This window comes from Paenibacillus sp. Root444D2, from assembly GCF_001426375.1.
Classification (GTDB): Bacteria; Bacillota; Bacilli; order Paenibacillales; family NBRC-103111; genus Paenibacillus_E.
In genome coordinates this window covers 16,721-34,672 of sequence record NZ_LMEO01000015.1, presented here as the reverse complement: position 1 = coordinate 34,672, position 17,952 = coordinate 16,721, and the positions used below count along the sequence as shown (strand labels likewise).

The 17,952-nt window shown below is 43.2% G+C and carries 18 protein-coding genes and 1 pseudogene; 18 read left to right on the top strand and 1 reads right to left on the bottom strand.

Annotated elements, in window-relative coordinates:
- Positions 1-25 precede the first annotated feature (25 nt).
- From ASD40_RS11380 to ASD40_RS11325, 13 genes and pseudogenes are all read left to right on the top strand, one after another.
- A complete protein-coding gene (locus ASD40_RS11380) occupies positions 26-1,120 on the top strand; it encodes a glycoside hydrolase family 172 protein (RefSeq protein ID WP_057303406.1) in 1,095 nt (364 codons plus the stop codon).
- A 251-nt stretch (positions 1,121-1,371) separates the two neighbouring features.
- Entirely contained in the window at positions 1,372-1,638 is a 267-nt protein-coding gene (locus ASD40_RS11375) for a hypothetical protein (protein ID WP_156389972.1), read from the top strand.
- A 15-nt stretch (positions 1,639-1,653) separates the two neighbouring features.
- Positions 1,654-3,465, top strand: coding sequence for a cache domain-containing sensor histidine kinase (locus ASD40_RS11370; protein WP_057303404.1), 1,812 nt, complete (start codon positions 1,654-1,656; stop codon positions 3,463-3,465).
- Positions 3,440-4,636, top strand: coding sequence for a response regulator transcription factor (locus ASD40_RS11365; RefSeq protein WP_057303403.1), 1,197 nt, complete (start codon positions 3,440-3,442; stop codon positions 4,634-4,636). Before ASD40_RS11370 ends, ASD40_RS11365 begins: the two co-directional genes overlap by 26 nt.
- The gene (locus ASD40_RS11360; RefSeq protein WP_063870763.1) at positions 4,633-5,592 is read left to right on the top strand and encodes a substrate-binding domain-containing protein; all 960 of its coding nucleotides are present in this window, start codon (positions 4,633-4,635) and stop codon (positions 5,590-5,592) included. The genes ASD40_RS11365 and ASD40_RS11360 overlap by 4 nt, the downstream gene beginning before the upstream one ends.
- Before the next feature lie 133 nt (positions 5,593-5,725).
- Positions 5,726-7,252 carry a sugar ABC transporter ATP-binding protein gene (locus ASD40_RS11355; RefSeq protein WP_057303402.1) on the top strand — a complete coding sequence of 509 codons (1,527 nt, stop codon included), beginning with the start codon at positions 5,726-5,728 and terminating at the stop codon, positions 7,250-7,252.
- 6 nt (positions 7,253-7,258) lie between these two features.
- Complete coding sequence (locus ASD40_RS11350; RefSeq protein ID WP_057303401.1) at positions 7,259-8,275, top strand: ABC transporter permease; 1,017 nt, start codon at positions 7,259-7,261, stop codon at positions 8,273-8,275.
- A 24-nt stretch (positions 8,276-8,299) separates the two neighbouring features.
- Positions 8,300-9,331: a substrate-binding domain-containing protein gene (locus tag ASD40_RS11345; protein WP_057303445.1), complete on the top strand. Its 1,032-nt coding sequence runs from the start codon at positions 8,300-8,302 to the stop codon at positions 9,329-9,331.
- 403 nt (positions 9,332-9,734) lie between these two features.
- Positions 9,735-9,854 (top strand): annotated as a pseudogene (locus tag ASD40_RS39370) (hypothetical protein); the annotation flags it as partial.
- A gap of 136 nt (positions 9,855-9,990) precedes the next feature.
- Entirely contained in the window at positions 9,991-10,968 is a 978-nt protein-coding gene (locus ASD40_RS11340; protein WP_235549226.1) for a LacI family DNA-binding transcriptional regulator, read from the top strand.
- A 188-nt stretch (positions 10,969-11,156) separates the two neighbouring features.
- Positions 11,157-11,393 carry a hypothetical protein gene (locus tag ASD40_RS11335; RefSeq protein ID WP_057303399.1) on the top strand — a complete coding sequence of 79 codons (237 nt, stop codon included), beginning with the start codon at positions 11,157-11,159 and terminating at the stop codon, positions 11,391-11,393.
- Between the two features lie 761 nt (positions 11,394-12,154).
- Entirely contained in the window at positions 12,155-12,994 is an 840-nt protein-coding gene (locus ASD40_RS11330) for a hypothetical protein (protein WP_057303398.1), read from the top strand.
- Complete coding sequence (locus tag ASD40_RS11325; protein WP_057303397.1) at positions 12,945-13,748, top strand: LysM peptidoglycan-binding domain-containing protein; 804 nt, start codon at positions 12,945-12,947, stop codon at positions 13,746-13,748. The genes ASD40_RS11330 and ASD40_RS11325 overlap by 50 nt, the downstream gene beginning before the upstream one ends.
- 278 nt (positions 13,749-14,026) lie before the next feature.
- Here ASD40_RS11325 and ASD40_RS11320 read toward each other — a convergent pair whose 3' ends face one another.
- Positions 14,027-14,974, bottom strand: a complete 948-nt coding sequence (locus ASD40_RS11320) for a serine hydrolase domain-containing protein (RefSeq protein WP_057303396.1) — start codon at positions 14,972-14,974, stop codon at positions 14,027-14,029.
- A gap of 152 nt (positions 14,975-15,126) precedes the next feature.
- Here ASD40_RS11320 and ASD40_RS39365 point away from each other — a divergent pair, with 152 nt between their 5' ends.
- The 5 genes from ASD40_RS39365 to ASD40_RS11300 all read left to right on the top strand — a co-directional run bounded on the left by ASD40_RS39365 (position 15,127) and on the right by ASD40_RS11300 (position 17,762).
- Complete coding sequence (locus ASD40_RS39365; RefSeq protein WP_162251229.1) at positions 15,127-15,363, top strand: DUF5316 family protein; 237 nt, start codon at positions 15,127-15,129, stop codon at positions 15,361-15,363.
- 248 nt (positions 15,364-15,611) lie between these two features.
- The gene (locus ASD40_RS11315) at positions 15,612-16,019 is read left to right on the top strand and encodes a tetratricopeptide repeat protein (RefSeq protein WP_057303395.1); all 408 of its coding nucleotides are present in this window, start codon (positions 15,612-15,614) and stop codon (positions 16,017-16,019) included.
- A 215-nt stretch (positions 16,020-16,234) separates the two neighbouring features.
- Positions 16,235-16,810, top strand: a complete 576-nt coding sequence (locus ASD40_RS11310; protein ID WP_057303394.1) for a hypothetical protein — start codon at positions 16,235-16,237, stop codon at positions 16,808-16,810.
- 153 nt (positions 16,811-16,963) lie between these two features.
- Positions 16,964-17,200, top strand: a complete 237-nt coding sequence (locus tag ASD40_RS11305; protein ID WP_063870762.1) for a hypothetical protein — start codon at positions 16,964-16,966, stop codon at positions 17,198-17,200.
- A gap of 10 nt (positions 17,201-17,210) precedes the next feature.
- Entirely contained in the window at positions 17,211-17,762 is a 552-nt protein-coding gene (locus ASD40_RS11300) for a GNAT family N-acetyltransferase (protein WP_057303393.1), read from the top strand.
- Positions 17,763-17,952: the final 190 nt, after the last annotated feature.

Sequence of the window (17,952 nt, the reverse complement as noted above, 5' to 3'; positions counted from 1 at the left end):
CTTACAACAAGGAGCTGATTTGACCATGTTAGGATCATCGTTAAGAGATTTGTACCGCACTCGACAAGGAAAACGCAAAAGGGTTTCCAGCTATGATACAACGGGAGGAAATCGTGACTATAGCAAGTTGTACCCAGGAGAAAAAATCAAAATATTCGATATAGATGGCTCCGGCTGTATTACTCATATCTGGATGACAATGGCACCGCTTGACGACGCTGCGATAGAAACATACTTGCACCGAAAAGTCGTACTCAAGATGTATTGGGATGGGGAAGAGAATCCAAGTGTACAGGCTCCTATCGGCGATTTTTTCGGCATGGGTCACGGCATCACAAAAAACTTCAGCTCTGCGCCCCTTGCGATGAGTCCGGAAGATGGAAGAGCGCTGAATTGCTTCTTCCCGATGCCGTTTGGCCGAAATGCCAGAATAGAGGTCGAATCCGATGCTGATCAACCGATCAAATTCTACTACTATATCGATTATGAGCAATATGCGTTCCCAATCGACAGTGATCTTAGGTTTCATGCCATCTGGCGCCGTGAACTTACGGATGGTATCGAAGATAGCATTTCCAATGCACTGTTTGAATTTGGCGGAAAAAATATAACGGGCGACGGCAACTATGTGATGTTGGATGCGGTTGGTAAAGGCCACTATGTCGGCTGTAACCTGAACATTCATAACTTGCGTATGACGCGGGAATGGAACTGGTACGGAGAAGGGGATGACATGATCTTCATTGATGGGGAACCATGGCCCCCTTCACTCCACGGCACGGGGATGGAGGATTATTTCAACACGGCCTGGTGCCCGCAGCAGGAACAATGTACGCCGAATCACGGTCTTATACTTGGTGGAGGGCCGAACTGGTCAGGCAAAATCTCAGCGTACCGTTTCCACATTGAAGATCCTGTGATGTTCGACACATCCATTAGAGTGACGATCGAGCATGGACATAATAATCATCGGAGTGATGATTACTCCAGTACAGCTTATTGGTATCAAACGGAGCCACATAAAGATCATCCCATTATTTTGCCTGTAGCTAAAAGATTACCGCTTGCTGATATTTTAACCTTCAATCAGAATGATTTGAAAACATGCTTTGATTATTGATTATGAAACAATTGAATAACCGCTGCTTTCATCCATGAAGGCTGCGGTTATTCGCATTTACGGTCGTTGTTCCATCGCATTAAGGGTTAGTATAATGATTATAGGGATCATTTTTTTTGTACATGCATGTAAACGATAACATACAAGATAAAACTAAGTACTGTGCGAAGGAGACAGAGTGAGTGCAGATCCCTCTCTTTTTTTGTGGTCAATGCCATAATTGCAAAACGGGCAAGGGGAATCAATGTACGGTGCGTTGTGAAGATCCCGAAAGTATGTCATTTGCCGAGGTGGCATTCATTGAGCCAATGGCTTGTGTCGTCCACGCTATGAATAGGCTAGGTGTGAAAGCCGGGGATAGGGCAATTCTTTTAGGTGCGGGTGCTATGGGTCAGCAATTGATCCAGACTTTAGTGCATTCGGGTGTTTCGGAGCTTGTCGTTGTAGATATTTCTACCACAAAATTGGAACTGTCTAAAGCCCGTGGAGCATCCCGCACCATTGTGCCTTTATTCTGAAAAGGGGATGTTTGTTTGAAATGGTTGTTCCAATTGTTTAAAAGAAAAGGATTGCGGTTTAAACTTTTGCTTTATTTTATAACGTTAATTTTGCTCCCTGTTGCTACGTTGGGGATTATCGGTAACTTAGTTTCGGTCCAAACGCTTGAAGATGAAGCCAACAACCATACTACTCAAATGATTGATCAAGTGAAGAAAAATGTTGATTTTTATGTGCAAAGCGTGAAACAGAGCATCCAAATAATTTCGTTAGACCCGAATGCGATTCAATTTATAAATACGAATCCCAGCGTTTCATCGGAGCGGAGACAATCTACCGAAACTGAAGTGAGAAGGTTGCTTAGCAGTTTAACATCCATACATCCAGAAATTGCAGGGATTATTATTGTGAATGAGAACGACATGGATATTAGCAATGAAATGTTTCGTGTTTCTAGAGATCCGTTGACAAGCGAAGACTGGTATAAGAAGGCGATGGAACACCCTGGCGAACTACAGCTTATCAGCAAGCCGATCGGCAGAAATATTACGACGTTAGTGAGTTATAGTCCTGACGACGTGCTTTCTGTTGTGCAAGCGATTGCAAATCCGGAGACAGGCGCTTTTCAAGGAGTGGTACTGATCGATTTTAAGCTGGCTACGATCGAAAGTGTGATCCGTGGCGTGACCCTTGGGAAAAGCGGATTCATCTATATCTTAGATGCTCTAGGAGAAATTGTTTATGCGCCAGAGAATCCAATTGTGTATCGGGTAAGAGCGGTTTGGATGCGACAATCGGATGAACAATCCATCGTCAAAACCATTCGAAATGAGCGGTATCAAATTATATATACGTTATCCGACTTCACCCAATGGAAAACGGTCGGTGTCTTTTCATTAAATGAAACGTTGAAAGATGTGACAAAGCTTCAAAAGATTTCTTATGTTTTAGGCGGGTTGACCATTATTGTGGCTGTAGTGACCGCTTTGTTTTTTACCCGTTCGATTGTTCAACCGATTGGTAAGCTGAGAAAGCTTATGAAACGCGCGGAAGCCGGCGATCTGTCCGTTCAATTCGAGAGTGCGAACCAAGACGAAATTGGCCAACTCGGACGCAGCTTCAATAACATGATTATTGAAATTCGCAATTTAATCGATCTTGTTTATGAAGAACAGAAGAGCAAACGGGAAGCGGAGCTTAAAATTTTGCAAGCTCAAATCAAACCGCATTTTCTTTACAACACGCTGGATACGATACAATGGATGGCTCAAGAACGAAAAGCGGACGATGTAGTTGTGATGATTATGGCACTGACGAATCTGTTTCGCATCGGTTTAAGCAAGGGCAGGGAGTCGATTCCCGTAAGTGAGGAAATGGAGCATATCCAAAGTTACTTGTTTATCCAAAAAGCACGTTATGAGAATAAGCTTAATTATGAAATTTACGTCGAACCCGAGGTCAGCCAGGAAATGGTGTTCAAGCTGACTCTGCAGCCTTTAGTGGAGAACGCCATCTATCACGGCATTAAGGCACGGCGCGGAGAAGGGCATATTCAGATCAAGGTGCATAAGGTCGATGATAAGCTTTGTTTACGTGTTTCGGATAATGGTGCGGGCATTCCCTCCACGCAATTAATGGAATTGCAGGCTGTGCTGTCTGGCAGGCATGCAGGCAAAGAATCATTAGGATATGGCTTATTTAACGTACATGAACGGATCCGGCTCGTTTACGGAGATAACTATGGCGTTCGGATAAATAGCACAATCGGGGAAGGCACCCAAGTAGAAGTTTGGTATCCGCTCAGAAGGAGTGTAGTGAACGATGTGGAAAGTAATCATCGCCGATGACGAACCCAAAATACGCAAGGGTTTACGGCAAAATATAGACTGGTCATTTCTCGATATGGAAGTGGTTGGCGAAGCCGAGGACGGTATGGAGGCTCTGGAGATCTCAGAAGCGGTAAGGCCTGATGTTTTGTTGGTTGACATTTGCATGCCTTTGATGAGCGGACTCGCGTTTGTCGAAAAGCTGCAATCGTTTTTGCCTGATGCATTGATTATTCTGGTGACCGGCCATGATGAATTTGTGTATGCTCAACAGGCACTCAAACTTGGGGTATTTGATTATTTGCTGAAGCCGGTATCGAAGGAGCAATTGAACACAGTGCTGATGGCAGCCAAGGAACGGCTTACGGAGAAGAAATACATGGATTGGGCTGCACAGCAGGTAACCAAGCATCTTCCGTTTGTAAAAGAACGCTTTATGAACGATTGGATCGGTGGACATCTAACGGAAATCGAAGTAAAGGAACAGCTTGGTTTTTTGCAGGTGCCATTAGAGGCTTCTTTCGGGATGATTTTGGTCAAGGCAATCGATAACATGCAATTCCAAGAAAAATCGGAGGAATGGGATCGACTGCTGCTCTTATTTGCTGTACAAAATGTGGTGGAAGATATCGTACGCGAATGGGGTTGCAGTACTGTATTTCGAGATCGTAAAGATAATATCATGGCTATCGTGCCGTTCGACGGAAAAAATAGCTATGGCGATATCTCAGCAACGATTACAGCCGCAGTGGAGCGTTATGTTAAAACCACGGTAGTCGTTTATTACAAAGCCGAGATTTCAGGCGTGAGAGAGGTCCCTCTGGCTTATGAACAGTTAATTCAAGAAGCTGTGAAAGAAAGCAGTGCAACTCCGATAGTGATGCTCGCACAAAAATATATCCGCGATCATTACGTTAGGGAAGATCTTACACTGCAAGAAGCAGCTGACGCTATCAAGATCAGCGCTGCTTACTTGAGCCGGTTGTTAAGGCAGGAAATAGGTGTGTCTTTTATTGATTTCCTGACGCAGATTCGCATTAAACAGGCTATTCGTATGCTCCACGATCCAACGTTGAAAATATACGAAATCGCAGAACAGGTCGGGTACAGCAGCCAGCATTATTTCAGCACTGCTTTTAAAAAGGTGCTTGGCGTATCTCCTATCGAATATCGAAAGGGCGGAATCAAGTGAATTACGCATTCAAATGGTTAGCCATTCTTGCAGTGGTGTTATTGTTCTTAACTAGTTGCTCGCAATCTGAGAATGATGGGGAAGAAGTCAAATACTTGATTGGCGTGTCCCAAGCCAATTTGGGAGAACCTTGGCGAGTGAGTATGAATCGTGAAATTCAGGAGGAAGCCGCCAAGCATAAGGAAGTGCGCGTTATCTTCACGGATGCTGCGCAGAACAGCCAGAAACAGATTCGCGATGTGGAAAAGTTAATGAATCAGGGCATTGATCTATTGATTATTTCGCCTAACGAAGCGAAGCCGCTTACGCCTATTGTCCAAACGGCTTATCGTAAAATCCCGGTTATCGTATTGGATCGTGAAATCGAAAGTACAGATTATACGACGTTCATCGGTGCAGACAACCGCTTAATCGGCCGAATGGCAGGACAATTCATCGAACAGCTGCTGGGCGACAAAGGAGGGGAAGTGCTGGAAATCAAAGGCCTTCTTGATTCCACACCTGCGATAGACCGAAGCGAGGGATTTCGGGAAACGATTGCGGGTAATGCCAAGATACACCTAGTCGGATCGGTCACTGCCGATTGGCTGCGTGATAAATCCGAAGATATGATGAAGAACAAGCTGCTGGAGTGGCCGCAAGTAGATGTGGTTTTTGCACATAATGATCCGATGGCATTAGGGGCCTATAAAGCAGCGGAATCTATAGGCAGGAAGGAGACCAAGTTTGTTGGGATCGACGGTTTGCCAGGCCAATGGGGTGGGCTTCAGCTCGTAAAGCAAAAGGTGCTGCAAGCCACGTTCATTTATCCCACAGGAGGGAAAGAGTCCATACAGTCAGCTCTGCGAATACTGAATCATGAAGCTAATATACCTAAAAGAGTTACACTCAGCAGCACCAAGGTAACCGGAGAAAATATAAATGAGTTTGTCCAAGCGAATGGAAGCAGCAAATAACAGTTATTCGGAAAATATCCGGATAGCTGTTTTTTTTATTGCGTAAAATGAACAAAAATGGCGTTTTTTCGTAAATACTTCAATTGCCCTCTCCGCCTATAATCAGCTTAAGGCAAGAGTAGGAGGTGAAACAATGGAAGAACACAGGACATTACTTCGTTTGGATCAGATTCGTAAATCATTTTCGAATGTACAAGCGCTCAAGGGGGTCAACTTAGAGCTGAAAAAAGGCGAAGTGCTTGCACTCATGGGTGAAAACGGTGCGGGCAAATCGACGCTCATGAATATTTTGCAAGGGGCGGTAGGGACTTATGAAGGGGATATTTATCTGGAGGATAGGAAAATCGTCATCCATTCTCCTGTAGATGCGAGAAATTTAGGCATCGCCAAAATCCACCAGGAGCTGCAGCTTGTACCTGAGTTGACGGTAGCCGAAAATATTTTCCTCGGTAGAGAACCGCGGACGAAGATGGGTTTCGTTGATTTTCCAAAAATGAATCGAGAGATAATGCCATACTTGGAGGCGCTCGATTTAGATATAAAGCCGACGGCCCGAATCAAAGAGCTTCGTTTGGGCGAGCAACAATTAATTGAGATTGCTAAAGCATTATCTCTTAACGCCCGCATCTTAATCATGGACGAGCCAACTTCTGCGCTTAGTGAAGCCGAAACCCAGAAATTATTTCAAGTGATCCGAAGGCTCTCAGCGGAAGGGGTCTCCATTATTTACATTTCCCACCGCATGGAAGAAATTTTCGAGCTTACGCATCGCATTACAGTCATGAGGGATGGCGAATATATCGCAACCGTCAAAACTAGTGATGTTACGAAAGACGAATTGATTCAGATGATGGTGGGACGTTCCGTATCCGATTTGTATCCAAGCCGCAGAATGAAGCAAGGCAAGGAGATGCTGTCAGTAGATCAATTGGCATTTCAGCCTCCTGCGGGAAGCGCAAAGAAAAGGTTAACTAACATTTCCTTTAAGCTTCACCAAGGAGAGGTGCTTGGAATAGCTGGGTTAATGGGATCAGGAAGAACGGAAATATTGGAGTGCTTGTTCGGCATGTTTCCTGAGCAAACGGAAGGACGCATTCTATTGAAGGGCGAAGAGATTCAAATCCGAAGTCCTCAAGAGGCCATCGGCTATCGAATGTCTTTTGTCACGGAGGATCGCAAAGGGCAGGGGTTAGTTCTTGGACGTCCGATTGGCGAAAATATGACGCTACCGCTGCTTAAGCAGCTCAGCCGTTGGTTTATGCTCCGATTTGGAGATGAAGAAGCACTTTGCCAAATTCAAATGGACAATTTAAAGATCAAAGCGGAAAACACGATGATGCATGTAGGGAATTTAAGCGGAGGCAATCAACAAAAAGTAGTTCTTGCGCGCTGGATGATGATCAATCCCGATATATTGCTTCTGGATGAACCGACAAGGGGAATCGATGTGGGAGCCAAAGCTGAAATTTACCAGCTCATTCATAAGCTTGCGGACGAAGGTAAAAGCATTATCATGGTGTCGTCTGAGCTTCCTGAATTGATTGGGATGTGTGATCGAATGATTACGATTTGCGAGGGCAGGGTTACAGGTGAATTTAGCAATTCGGAAGCAACACAAGAAAAATTGTTAGCCGCAGCGACTTTGAGGGAAGGAGAGTAAACCGGCATGTCTTTGCAAAAATTGAACAACAAAAACCTAGAGAAGGATATCCGGTGGAACCGTAAAACGTCGTTTCAGGTGATTAAGAGGTTCCAAAGCGTTTTCGGTTTGGTTGCCATCGTTCTGCTCGCGACCGTTTTATGCGTTAGGGACGGGGAATATTTATTTTTGAACCCATCCAATCTGGCCAATGTGATCCGCTCGATTTCGGAAAATGGCATTATTGCCGTAGGTATGACCCTGGTCATTCTTGTGGCAGGAATCGATTTGTCCGTCGGCGCCATATTGGGTCTTACGGCTACGGTAGCCGCAGATCTTATGATGCATAAGGATTTGGGAACTTTAAGCACGGTGCTCATCGTTATGATCATTGGCGCCCTGATCGGAATGTTTAACGGTGCGATAAGCACGAAATTATCCATCCAATCGTTCATCGTCACGTTGGCTGCGATGAGCATTGCGAGAGGGATAGCCCGTTTCTGGTCAGGAGGTATCGGCATTCCGATTTCGTATGGCAAAGAAGCAAATTTAGCGCCAGTTGCCTATTCGGTTTTGAGTGAACGTGTATGGGGCATTCCAGTTCCAGCCATCTGTTTTGTTATGATTAGCGTTCTATTTACCGTACTTCTGCGGTATACACGATTTGGAAGATATGTGTATGCGATCGGCGGAAATCCAACAGCAAGCCGTTTATCCGGCATTCGTGTGGATCGAGTTAAGATCGCCGTATTTACGATTTGCGGCGTCCTTTCGGCAGTAGCCGGTCTCATTCACGCTGCTCAGTTGAACCAAGGCAGCCCGAATGACGGTATTGGCTATGAATTGAACGCAATTGCGGCAGTCGCAATCGGAGGAACCAGCTTATCTGGAGGGATCGGAACGATTCCTGGAACAGTCATCGGGGCTCTAATCTTGGGCGTGCTCGATAATATGCTTGGATTATTGAACGTGAATAATAACTTGCAGATGGTTGTCAAAGGTTTAATCATTATTGCAGCCGTCGTGCTGCAAAGAAAAAAATAACAAATTTGAGAGGGTGTTATGTTCATGAAAAAGAATAACCTGATCGTGTCTTTCCTATTGGTAATGGTGTTAATTTCCTTAAGTGCTTGCGGCAGCGGTTCAACGACGACTTCCAGTAAAACAACGCCTGCTCCAACAACTGCGGATACAGCTGCGAAGGCGTCGGAAGTGCCTAAGAAGAAATCAAGCTACCTGATCGGGATGTCGCAAGCGAATTTAGGCGAGCCTTGGCGCGTGGCTATGAATGATCAGATTGCTGCAGCAGCTGCCAAACATCCGGAATTAAAAGTCGTGTATGCCGATGCAGCACAAGATAACAGCAAGCAAATTGCCGATGTCGAGAATTTTATTCAACAAAAAATTGATTTGCTTATTATTTCCCCGAATGAAGCAAAGCCGCTTACAGCCGTTGTGAAAAAAGCGTACGATGCAGGCATTCCGGTTATCGTCTTGGATAGAAAAGTGGAAGGCGACGCTTATACCATGTATATCGGCGGCAATAATAAGCTGATCGGTAAAAAAGCAGGGGAGTACGTTGCGAAGATTCTCGGCGACAAAGGCGGTAATGTTGTTGAAGTTAAAGGGCTTGAAGGTGCGACGCCTCAACAGGAACGCCATGACGGCTTCATGGAAGGAATTAAGAGTAATCCGAATGTCAAAGTCATTGCTTCCCAAAATGGCGATTGGTTAAAAGATAAATCCATCACAGTCATGGAATCCATTCTCCAAGCAAACAAAAAAATCGATATCGTCTACGGTCATAACGATCCAGCGGCTGAAGGAGCCTTCATTGCTGCTAAAAATGCTAAACGTGAAACAGAAATGAAATTCATCGGGATCGATGCGCTGCCTACTCCGGACGGAGGGATTAAAGCCGTTATGGAAGGCAGGCTAACGGCAACTTATGTCTACCCAACAGGCGGTAAAGACGCTATAGATAACGCTATTAAAATTTTGGAAAACGGTGAGAAAGTCGAAAAGTCCATCACGTTGGATACTTTGGAAGTTACGAAAGAAAATGCGGCAGACGTTTATAAACAATTTGGCGGTAAATAAGAACAAATAATTATTGCTGAGATACTAAACAACAAGTGAGGCGCTGCTTGCGGCCTCGCTTGTTGTTTTTTTAACCACACTATGTAAGTTAAGGTCATTCATCGATCAAAAGAAAATCCACCACGCCAAATTTTTTCTCCTTATTTGCGTATTTCACAACCTTTATACTTAGTTTAGAACATCAAATTTAGAAAGGGGTCATTGTATGCATTTCGCTTGAAATCGGTTTTTATTTTAAGTACGGCCTTATTGCTGCTGCTCTCTTCCTTCATTTCCGTAGGACGTTTACAGGCATGGAAACTGTTGTTAGGCCTCAGATGTGGAGTCCATTCTGTCTAAATTCATAGATGGCGCGTCGGTTGCTCCATGGGCTAAACAAGCGGTTTCTGCATAAGTTCAACATGGGATTGTCGACGGATCGTATGCAGGCTTGCAGCCGCAGAATAACATTACAAGAGCAGAAACGGCTGTTCTGGTGCAAAGGTTGTTAAGAACAGCCAAGTTGATTGAAAACCGTAATTGATCCGCCGAAAACCTAAGGGTTCCTAGTCTTCATTTATTGACGAAACGAAATTCTCCAGATAGTATTAATGTGGTAACGTTAACATGGAGAATCGACTCGATGACTCTGATGTAAAGGATGGATCCTCTTGGTCAAAATGACAATCAAGGATGTAGCTAAAGAAGCAGGGGTGTCCACAGCAACGATTTCGCGTGTTATGAACAATTCCGGTTATGTGAGTGAGGATATCAAGCAGCAGGTGTTGGAAGTCATCCGCAAATTTAACTACCAACCAAATGCGATAGCCAGAAGCTTAAAACAAGAAAAATCACGCAGTGTGGGGATTGTTCTGCCTGATATGGCGAATCCTTATTTTATGAAAATTGCCCGTACGATTCAGCATCGCTGTTTCCAACTAGGCTATCATCTACTCTTTATCGACACCGAAGAGAATCCTGAGAAAGAAAGGGAAGCTCTCGAATTTCTGACGGAAAAAAGAGTTGAGGCTCTCATTCTTGCTGGTACCGGTGAGAACAGGGATCAAATTCAGGCAATCAGTGATTCAGGCATACATGTCATTTTGGCTGACCGTCGTTTTTCCAATTTAAAACTGGATACAGTAACAGAAGACAATATTTACGCCTCTAAGTCTGCAATTGAGCATTTACTGGAGAAAAAGCATACGCGAATAGGTATTATTAATGGTCCAAAAACGATTAGTACCGCAAGGGAAAGAAGGCAAGGCGCGATTATTGGGTTGGAAGAAGCGGGGATTACGCCAACGAATGAATTCATGTTTGAAGGTGATTACACCAGAGAATCGGGTATTGAAGCTATTCGGTACTTCAGCCAATTACCTGATCGCCCAACTGCTATTTTTTCAGCAAATAACGAAATGACTTTCGGTGTTTATTTGGGTTTGCAAGAATTGGGTATACCGCTGGAAAGCATCGAAGTGGTTTCATTCGGCAATCTAGAATTTTCTTCTTTGTTTCATCATAATCTATCTGTCATAATGCAAAATCCTCAGGAGCTTGGGGAAACGATTGGTGATTTGTTAATTAAACGGTTAAACGGTGAAGCGGATTCTGTACAGAATAGAATCTTAATGCCACACCTTGTTCCATCAAAGTAATGGTTATGATAATGATCTTATGGATCATTTTTTAAAAAACATGTAAACGATAACATACTATAACACCATTATTATGGGATCTAATGAGTAAAAAGGCTGCCTGTGTGACCGGCAGCTTTTTTACTCACCTACGGGTAGGGAAATATGGTAATATTAGGTATATTATTTTTTTATTGGAGGGATAGCTGTTGAAGCAAGTAGTGAGCGTGCTAGATGCGGAACCGGGATGGCACGATCGATTCATAAATGAATCTGAGCCATTGATTTGGTACAAGATTACTACTGAACAAGGGGAGTCTTGGATTAGACCGAAACATCCCGAATATCCCGAAGAATTTTTCGAATGGATTCAACCGTCAAGAGAAGAGTTTTTATATGATGAACCATCGAACCAAGGGAAAACAATGAATACGATTTCTCCATAGCCATTGAAATCTATGGGTACTTATCACGGATATTACCGTATCCAGACATGGCTCGGGTACAAATGGATCAAACCGAAGCATAAGATTGTTCCATACTACATTCCGACGAATGAAGATATTAGCTTGAACGCGCCCCACCTGTAAGAGGACAAGAACATATATCTATAGAGATCCGAGCTCAGCGCGGATTTATTATTTTATGGATGTAAGTTCTTGTCTTTTTCGTAAGACAAGAACTTACATGCAGGTATTTAGTTTCATTTAAAAATCGAAGGTGAAAAATGAACAAGAAAGAATCTATATTTTATTTTATATTAGCTACGTTTTTATTTGGCGGAGTCATCTGTCTATTCAAGAGCATTTTTGGTCTTTATTTTTTTTAGTATTAATAAGTTTTCTATTAACACTCAAGATCTCAGATGAAAAAAAGAGTTTCGGGAAACAAATGTATAGTGCTTGTTTAGGTCTTTTCTTTTTTGGATGGATCGCAGTTTTAGTAATCTTGCTGATTAAAATATTCATAATGTACTTATATTACTCATTAATCTAACGAGGTACTGATAGTGGAGGAGCCAGCTTTGTCAGTCGGCAGCTAATCCTTTATTTTCGTTAAACTAAAGGACAGCAGAGCAACGCATTTTCTGCTTTTAAGGAAGAAAAAATGGCAATGCTCTCCTTAATACACGCAACCTTTCAGTTCAGTTTAGCGTTATTAAGCAAAATGAACAGTCTTTCAGGTGAAGGGAGATGTGAGCCTGATCATGAAAAAGAAGTTGGTACTTGTAATAACTCTGGCTTTATGCGTAGGGACTTTGGGTTGGGAGAAGTACTCAGCCTTTGCCATGTCAACCGAGACGAACATGCCGAAAGAAAACACTATTACCTTGTTTGAAAACACAACCCTGCTCAGCGATAACGGGACTACGATCGGGATACTGGCTCCCCAAACGGTTACAATACTTAATACAAGCCAAAGAAGAGTAGGGCATGGGGAAGGGTATTTAGTGCCTATCTACCAGATCTCTACTTGGGTCGGCAAGGCGTGGATTATGCCATTCAATGCAGCGCTTGGAGAGCAAGTTCCGTCCCAAGCGAATCTTGAATTATTCGGTGTTGAGCCGATATACTTCGATCCGGGCCTTACTAAGCCGACTTGGATTCAATTAGCCCCACAAACCGTCAAAATCAAGTCGAAATGGGGAGACCGTTATCTGATCGAAACGCAGAACGGCGATAGGTGGATCGCTCCACGCTACGAATCGTTGTACGGTATGGAGGAGGTAAGGCGTGAGGTTCAACTCCAAAATGAAACAAAGTTGCTTCGTTCCCCCTCTGGCTTGGAAACAGGTGCAGCGTTGAGCCCCCAAAAAGTAAAAGTGAATGAGGTGTGGCGCGATTGGTATCGCACCGAATCGTGGCTCGGGCCAGTCTGGTTCAAACTTCCTGAGATGGATACGGCTGTCGGGCAGTCAAGGTTCAACGATAATCACGTAAGCGGACGAATACGGCATATGATGGGTATAAACCTACTTAAAGAGGAGTTGCGTCTCCATGCCGATTTCATCAGGGACCCACTTGTTGTATACTGTTCGTCCGGGTGACACCTTGTATACGATTGCTGAACAATTGGGCACCAACGTACCGTCGCTAGTGCAGATTAATGCGTTATATCCATCTGTTACAGACCCCGACCGAATCTTTCCAGGTCAAGTACTGGTAGCGAGATTGCCAGGTATGGCGGAGCAAAGCTCTGTTTTATATCAGGTTCAGCAGGGAGATACACTATTTAGGATCGCTGAACGTTTTTCTGTAAGCGTTGATATGTTGGCCGGACTCAACCAAATACAGCATCCGGACATTCTCCGAGTGGCTCAGCTGTTGTTTATTGCCGCCTTCGTATACGAAGTAGAGCAGGGAGACTCTCTGTACAGGATCTCCCGCCGTTTCGGAACATCCATGAGCGAATTGATTCGAGCCAACCGAAACCGCCAGGGTTTATCACCTGATGTCATTTATCCCGGTTTCCGTTTGGTCGTCCCGCTTCCGTCCTCGACGAATATCGTAGTGTTAGAGCCTTTGCCCGGAACGAGGATTGCTCCCGGACAGCATTTGACGGGTAGAGCCCGAGCGTTCGAAGCGACGATAAATTACCAAATTCGCGACGCGATGGGGCGTTTCATTACGGAAGAACGAGCTGTAACGGCTGCACAAGGCGCTCCAGCCTTTGGATTATTCGACGTAAAGCTCCAGTTTGATCAATCTCCCACTACACAAAACGGTACATTGATGGTGTACACACGCAGCGCCCGCGACGGCAGCATTCAAGATTTGGTGGAGGTTCCCGTCACTTTTTAATATATCAAAAAACTACGCGGCTGCCGGCATGAATCGGCAGCCGCGTTGAGGTAACTGACAGCATAGTGAAGTAGAGTGAATAAATTTTATTTAGGAATTAAATAAACAAAGTGGTACATACTTACCAATTTTAATCGGTGCTTTGTTACTTATTCTCGCTATAATCGTTTTTACTATTACCTTTTATTTTTGGATTAAGAACACGTCAAAACAAAGTTAGTATGTTTATGGAAGACACCGGAAGATCTTACGGCGTCTATTGGGTGCACGAAAATGTATTATAGCTGCTGCTGCAGTAAAGGTGCGATTAATTGGCGGAACACATCTGCAGGGTACTGTTCTTTTTTTCGTTTATCATTGGTTAGAACAACAACGGTCTTAAGACTAGGGACTATATGAATATATTGTCCTCCATATCCACGGGCGTAATAGTACTCCACAGAATGCGAGGACGAATCGTTTGGATCAACAGGGTATGAATCAGTCCACCAATGCCAGCCATAGTAGCCATGGCGAGGAGCTTCCACGAGTATTGCGGATTGTACCGAACGTGCGACCAGTTCCTGTGAAATGAGCTGTTTGTTATCCCATTTTCCTTGCTGTAAATATAGCTGCCCGAACTTCAGCATATCTGAGGGGCGAAGCCAAAGTCCAAATCCACCTGTATGAATGCCTTGAGGGTCAATTTCCCACTTATAGGATTCAATTTCAAGAAGCCCAAACAAATATAACTCAGCAAAGCGGGCAGTTGTCATACCCGTTGCTTGTACCAAGATGGCAGACAATAATTGTGAAACCCCTGAATTGTATTCCATTCTAGCTCCAGGAGAATCCGATAAGGGCTGTTCCAAAACAAAATTCACCCAATTGGGTGATCTAGTCATACGCGGGAAGGAATTCTGTCCACCAAACTCTGTCCAGTCAAATCCGGCAGACATCGTCAACAGATGCTGCAGTGTAATTTCCTGCTTGCGGGAATCACGGTACAAAGCAAGCTGTGGGAAAAATACGGATATGGGTGTCATTAGTGGCGGCAGCAATCCCTTATCAATTGCGATACAAATCAGCGAGGCTAGGACACTTTTGGTGCAGGAGTTGATCCTTGCTATTGCTGTTGCCGTTTGAGGATCTCTATAGTGTTTAAAGGCAAGCTGGCCTTGCTGAATTATTAAACAACTTCTCAAATCCAGTGGTGCAATAGCAGTAAATAATGATGACAAATTCATAATAGCCTTCCTTTTACTGTCATAGATGTAATCCATTCAGATTCACCATGTATCATACCATTTGCGATATCTGTATGACAAAAACGGCGGAAAGCGTAAACATGCACCGATGGTCAATAAATGAGATTCATATAAAACACTAAATTTTTATTTTGTCATTATTTCTAAATAGTGGTTTTAGTCAACGAATATCGGGCTGCATTGGTTTAATTCTAATAATCTCTACTATTATTACAAGTGGCGCACTGATATCAGGTGACCGCCAACGAGCTAATGATAATACAGAAACCACCAATGATAAAAAACAAAGTGACAGCATCTCTATAGCATGTTTTCTTGCAGCTATCCCGATTTTACTCCTTTGGGGATATCTTAAATATTTTAAGTAAAAGATCGATTGAGCTAACGGAAACAAGAGTTAAGTAAATGTAACATAATTGAAATCTTATTTTCATGTGGCATTAATTAATCAAGCCTATAATAAAGGTCGACCCCCTTTAAAATATAAAACTTAGACCCTCAGCCCGTTGCTGTGGGTCCTTTTTATGCTATTCAACTAAAGGGCAGATTGCGCTGATGAATATTTTACCAACACTTGAGGGAAATTAGCTGAAAAAGCCTAGAGGGTAGGTTGAATATGGGGATTTTTTCGTTAATCAGACCTCTTAGAAAATATGAACATTATGTAGAAAGAGCAAATTCCTATGAATTGATTTTTCTTAGGAAAAAAGCAATTGAAACGATGAAAGATGCACTAAAACAACCATTCTCTAAAAAAGAAATAGCAAGTGGTTTGATTTATTTGGGGATTATGTATGAAAAAATGAAGGAACTTAATCAAGCATCCGATTATTACCATCAAGCACTGGAGTTAACATCCAAAGAGGAGTTTAAATATCACCGTAATTTCAAGAAAGCGATTGAAACGTTTATTAGAAATAGGGAAGAACAAAGAGCCTTATATTGGTTAAATAACCTTCTGGAACGGCAGAGGTACGATAAAAGATTTGTAAAATTATCTGTTCTAAAGAAGCATTTTAGTTAATGAGCTGCTAAACTCTAACACAGAACAATATTTCAATTTACTATACAACTAGGCTGCCGCAGAGATGAGGTGGCCTCGTTACGTGAACGCACGATTCTGCTAAATAATAACGCCTCTGGTATGCGGTAAATATCGCCGGCTACTTATTCTAGCTATTGAAACTGAGCGAAAGCTTGCTTCGTATGGTATGAAGAAAACAACTGGGGGGCTAATCTTTGAAACGTTATAAGGTGATTAATGCGAAGACGGCGACGCTGTTATCCCTTTCTGCCATGGTCCTTACCTTAGTCCTGGTATTTGCCATCGGCCATCGCTCAATTTTAGTAGAGCTCGAGATCACGACCGGCGTTTTAGCCGTAGTACTCTTTACATTTCTGTCCTTTGGTTTGTACAGGGGAGTAAGGTTGCAGAACGATCCCTTATATAAGGAAGGGTGGAAACCGTTTGGAAAGTGGGATGTACTGGATATTGCTTCGGTGGGCGACCTGTTTCCGGTAGAGTTCTCCGGAGAAGGCCTATTTGGGATCGTACTAACAGTTATTGCCTGGATCGCCATTACGATTGTGATGCTCATTCTTATTTTTTTGGTCGGTAACATGCTCTGGGGGATTATCGTGTTTATGGGTATAATGCTGTATTGGTTGTTTTATAGGGCATACCGATATGTCTTTCTAAAAGGGAGGGCGTGCCGTAATCGAGTTGGCTTAAGTCTTGCATATGGCGGGTTGTATACTGTTTTGTATACTGGATGGGCATTTATATTGCTGCAGATCGGGTTTTGGGTGAATTAACCGTGCTTTTTAAGCTCTAATTAAGTACAATTGCTCAATAAACGGGAGCAGACGCTGCGGCGATTTGCTCCTGTTCGTTGTAGTAACGGGCAGGATAGTTTGGTAGCAATGTTGAAATAAAAAGCGTAACTGTAAAGAAAAGGTGGGGTTAATGTGTCGGTTCTTGCATTTATATCTACACCACAAAACGAATATGAAAAATCGTTCGCTGTACCTGTGGCAACTGAAGAATTCTTTTACGATTGTTGGATTCCTGCAATTAATGCATTAAACCTTCAATGGGTAAATCTTTTTCCATCTGGAATTGAAATTACTAAAGAGGATCTTGATGAACACACTAGATCGTTGAATATATTCGACATTTTCTTGCAGGGATTACCAAAGAATTAAGAGGATCAATATGAATAGTTACGTTTGGGCTGGTGTAAAAGTTAAGTTGCGTCCGGTGTTACCCACCGACTGGGAAAAGTTCCATAACAATGATCTTGATTCGGAGAACGCTAGACTATGTGACGAGATACACTTCCCAAGGTCAGAAGAAGGTACAAAGGCGTGGGCCGAACACCAATCCATTAATCCCTCAAATGGTGATAATGTCTTCATGGCAATAGAAACGCTCGATGGAATACTCGTCGGGAGCATATGCACAAATAACTGTACTCCTCGTTATGGAACCTTCAAATATGGGGTTTCGATATTTCGTGAGCATTGGCGTAAAGGTTACGCTTCTGAAGCCATAACAATATTACTGCGGTATTACTTTGAGGAATTACGATATTGTAAGATTAATGCTCACGTCTATGCATTTAATGAGGGTTCTGTAGCATTGCAGGAGCATCTGGGCTTCGTTCAAGAGGGAAGAATAAGGAACATGGTCTTTACTAAGGGCCAACATTACGACGAATATATTTATGGCTTAACTAAAGATGAGTTCGAAAAAGTGCATACGTAGTTGAATACATCTGACTGCCCTTGGGCAGTCTTTATCGTTCAACTAACGGAAACGTTAGTTCAATCCAATAAGGAGCAGTCTTGCCACTGCAGCTGCTCCTTATTTTCATTAAGCTAATGGCAGTATAGTTTAGTTATAAACGTACTTTCCAAAAAAGTGTGTGGTAAACTGTTCGAAGCACGACACTTGA

What these genes read in the sequence shown, in the direction of transcription:
- ASD40_RS11380 (WP_057303406.1), top strand. Translation starts at nt 26, where the DNA reads ATGTTAGGATCATCGTTAAGAGATTTGTACCGCACTCGACAAGGAAAA.
- ASD40_RS11330 (WP_057303398.1), top strand. Translation starts at nt 12,155, where the DNA reads ATGAAAAAGAAGTTGGTACTTGTAATAACTCTGGCTTTATGCGTAGGG.
- ASD40_RS11320 (WP_057303396.1), bottom strand. Translation starts at nt 14,974, where the DNA reads ATGAATTTGTCATCATTATTTACTGCTATTGCACCACTGGATTTGAGA.
- ASD40_RS11325 (WP_057303397.1), top strand. Translation starts at nt 12,945, where the DNA reads ATGCCGATTTCATCAGGGACCCACTTGTTGTATACTGTTCGTCCGGGT.
- ASD40_RS11350 (WP_057303401.1), top strand. Translation starts at nt 7,259, where the DNA reads ATGTCTTTGCAAAAATTGAACAACAAAAACCTAGAGAAGGATATCCGG.
- ASD40_RS11345 (WP_057303445.1), top strand. Translation starts at nt 8,300, where the DNA reads ATGAAAAAGAATAACCTGATCGTGTCTTTCCTATTGGTAATGGTGTTA.
- ASD40_RS11315 (WP_057303395.1), top strand. Translation starts at nt 15,612, where the DNA reads ATGGGGATTTTTTCGTTAATCAGACCTCTTAGAAAATATGAACATTAT.
- ASD40_RS11365 (WP_057303403.1), top strand. Translation starts at nt 3,440, where the DNA reads ATGTGGAAAGTAATCATCGCCGATGACGAACCCAAAATACGCAAGGGT.
- ASD40_RS11340 (WP_235549226.1), top strand. Translation starts at nt 9,991, where the DNA reads ATGACAATCAAGGATGTAGCTAAAGAAGCAGGGGTGTCCACAGCAACG.
- ASD40_RS11300 (WP_057303393.1), top strand. Translation starts at nt 17,211, where the DNA reads ATGAATAGTTACGTTTGGGCTGGTGTAAAAGTTAAGTTGCGTCCGGTG.
- ASD40_RS11355 (WP_057303402.1), top strand. Translation starts at nt 5,726, where the DNA reads ATGGAAGAACACAGGACATTACTTCGTTTGGATCAGATTCGTAAATCA.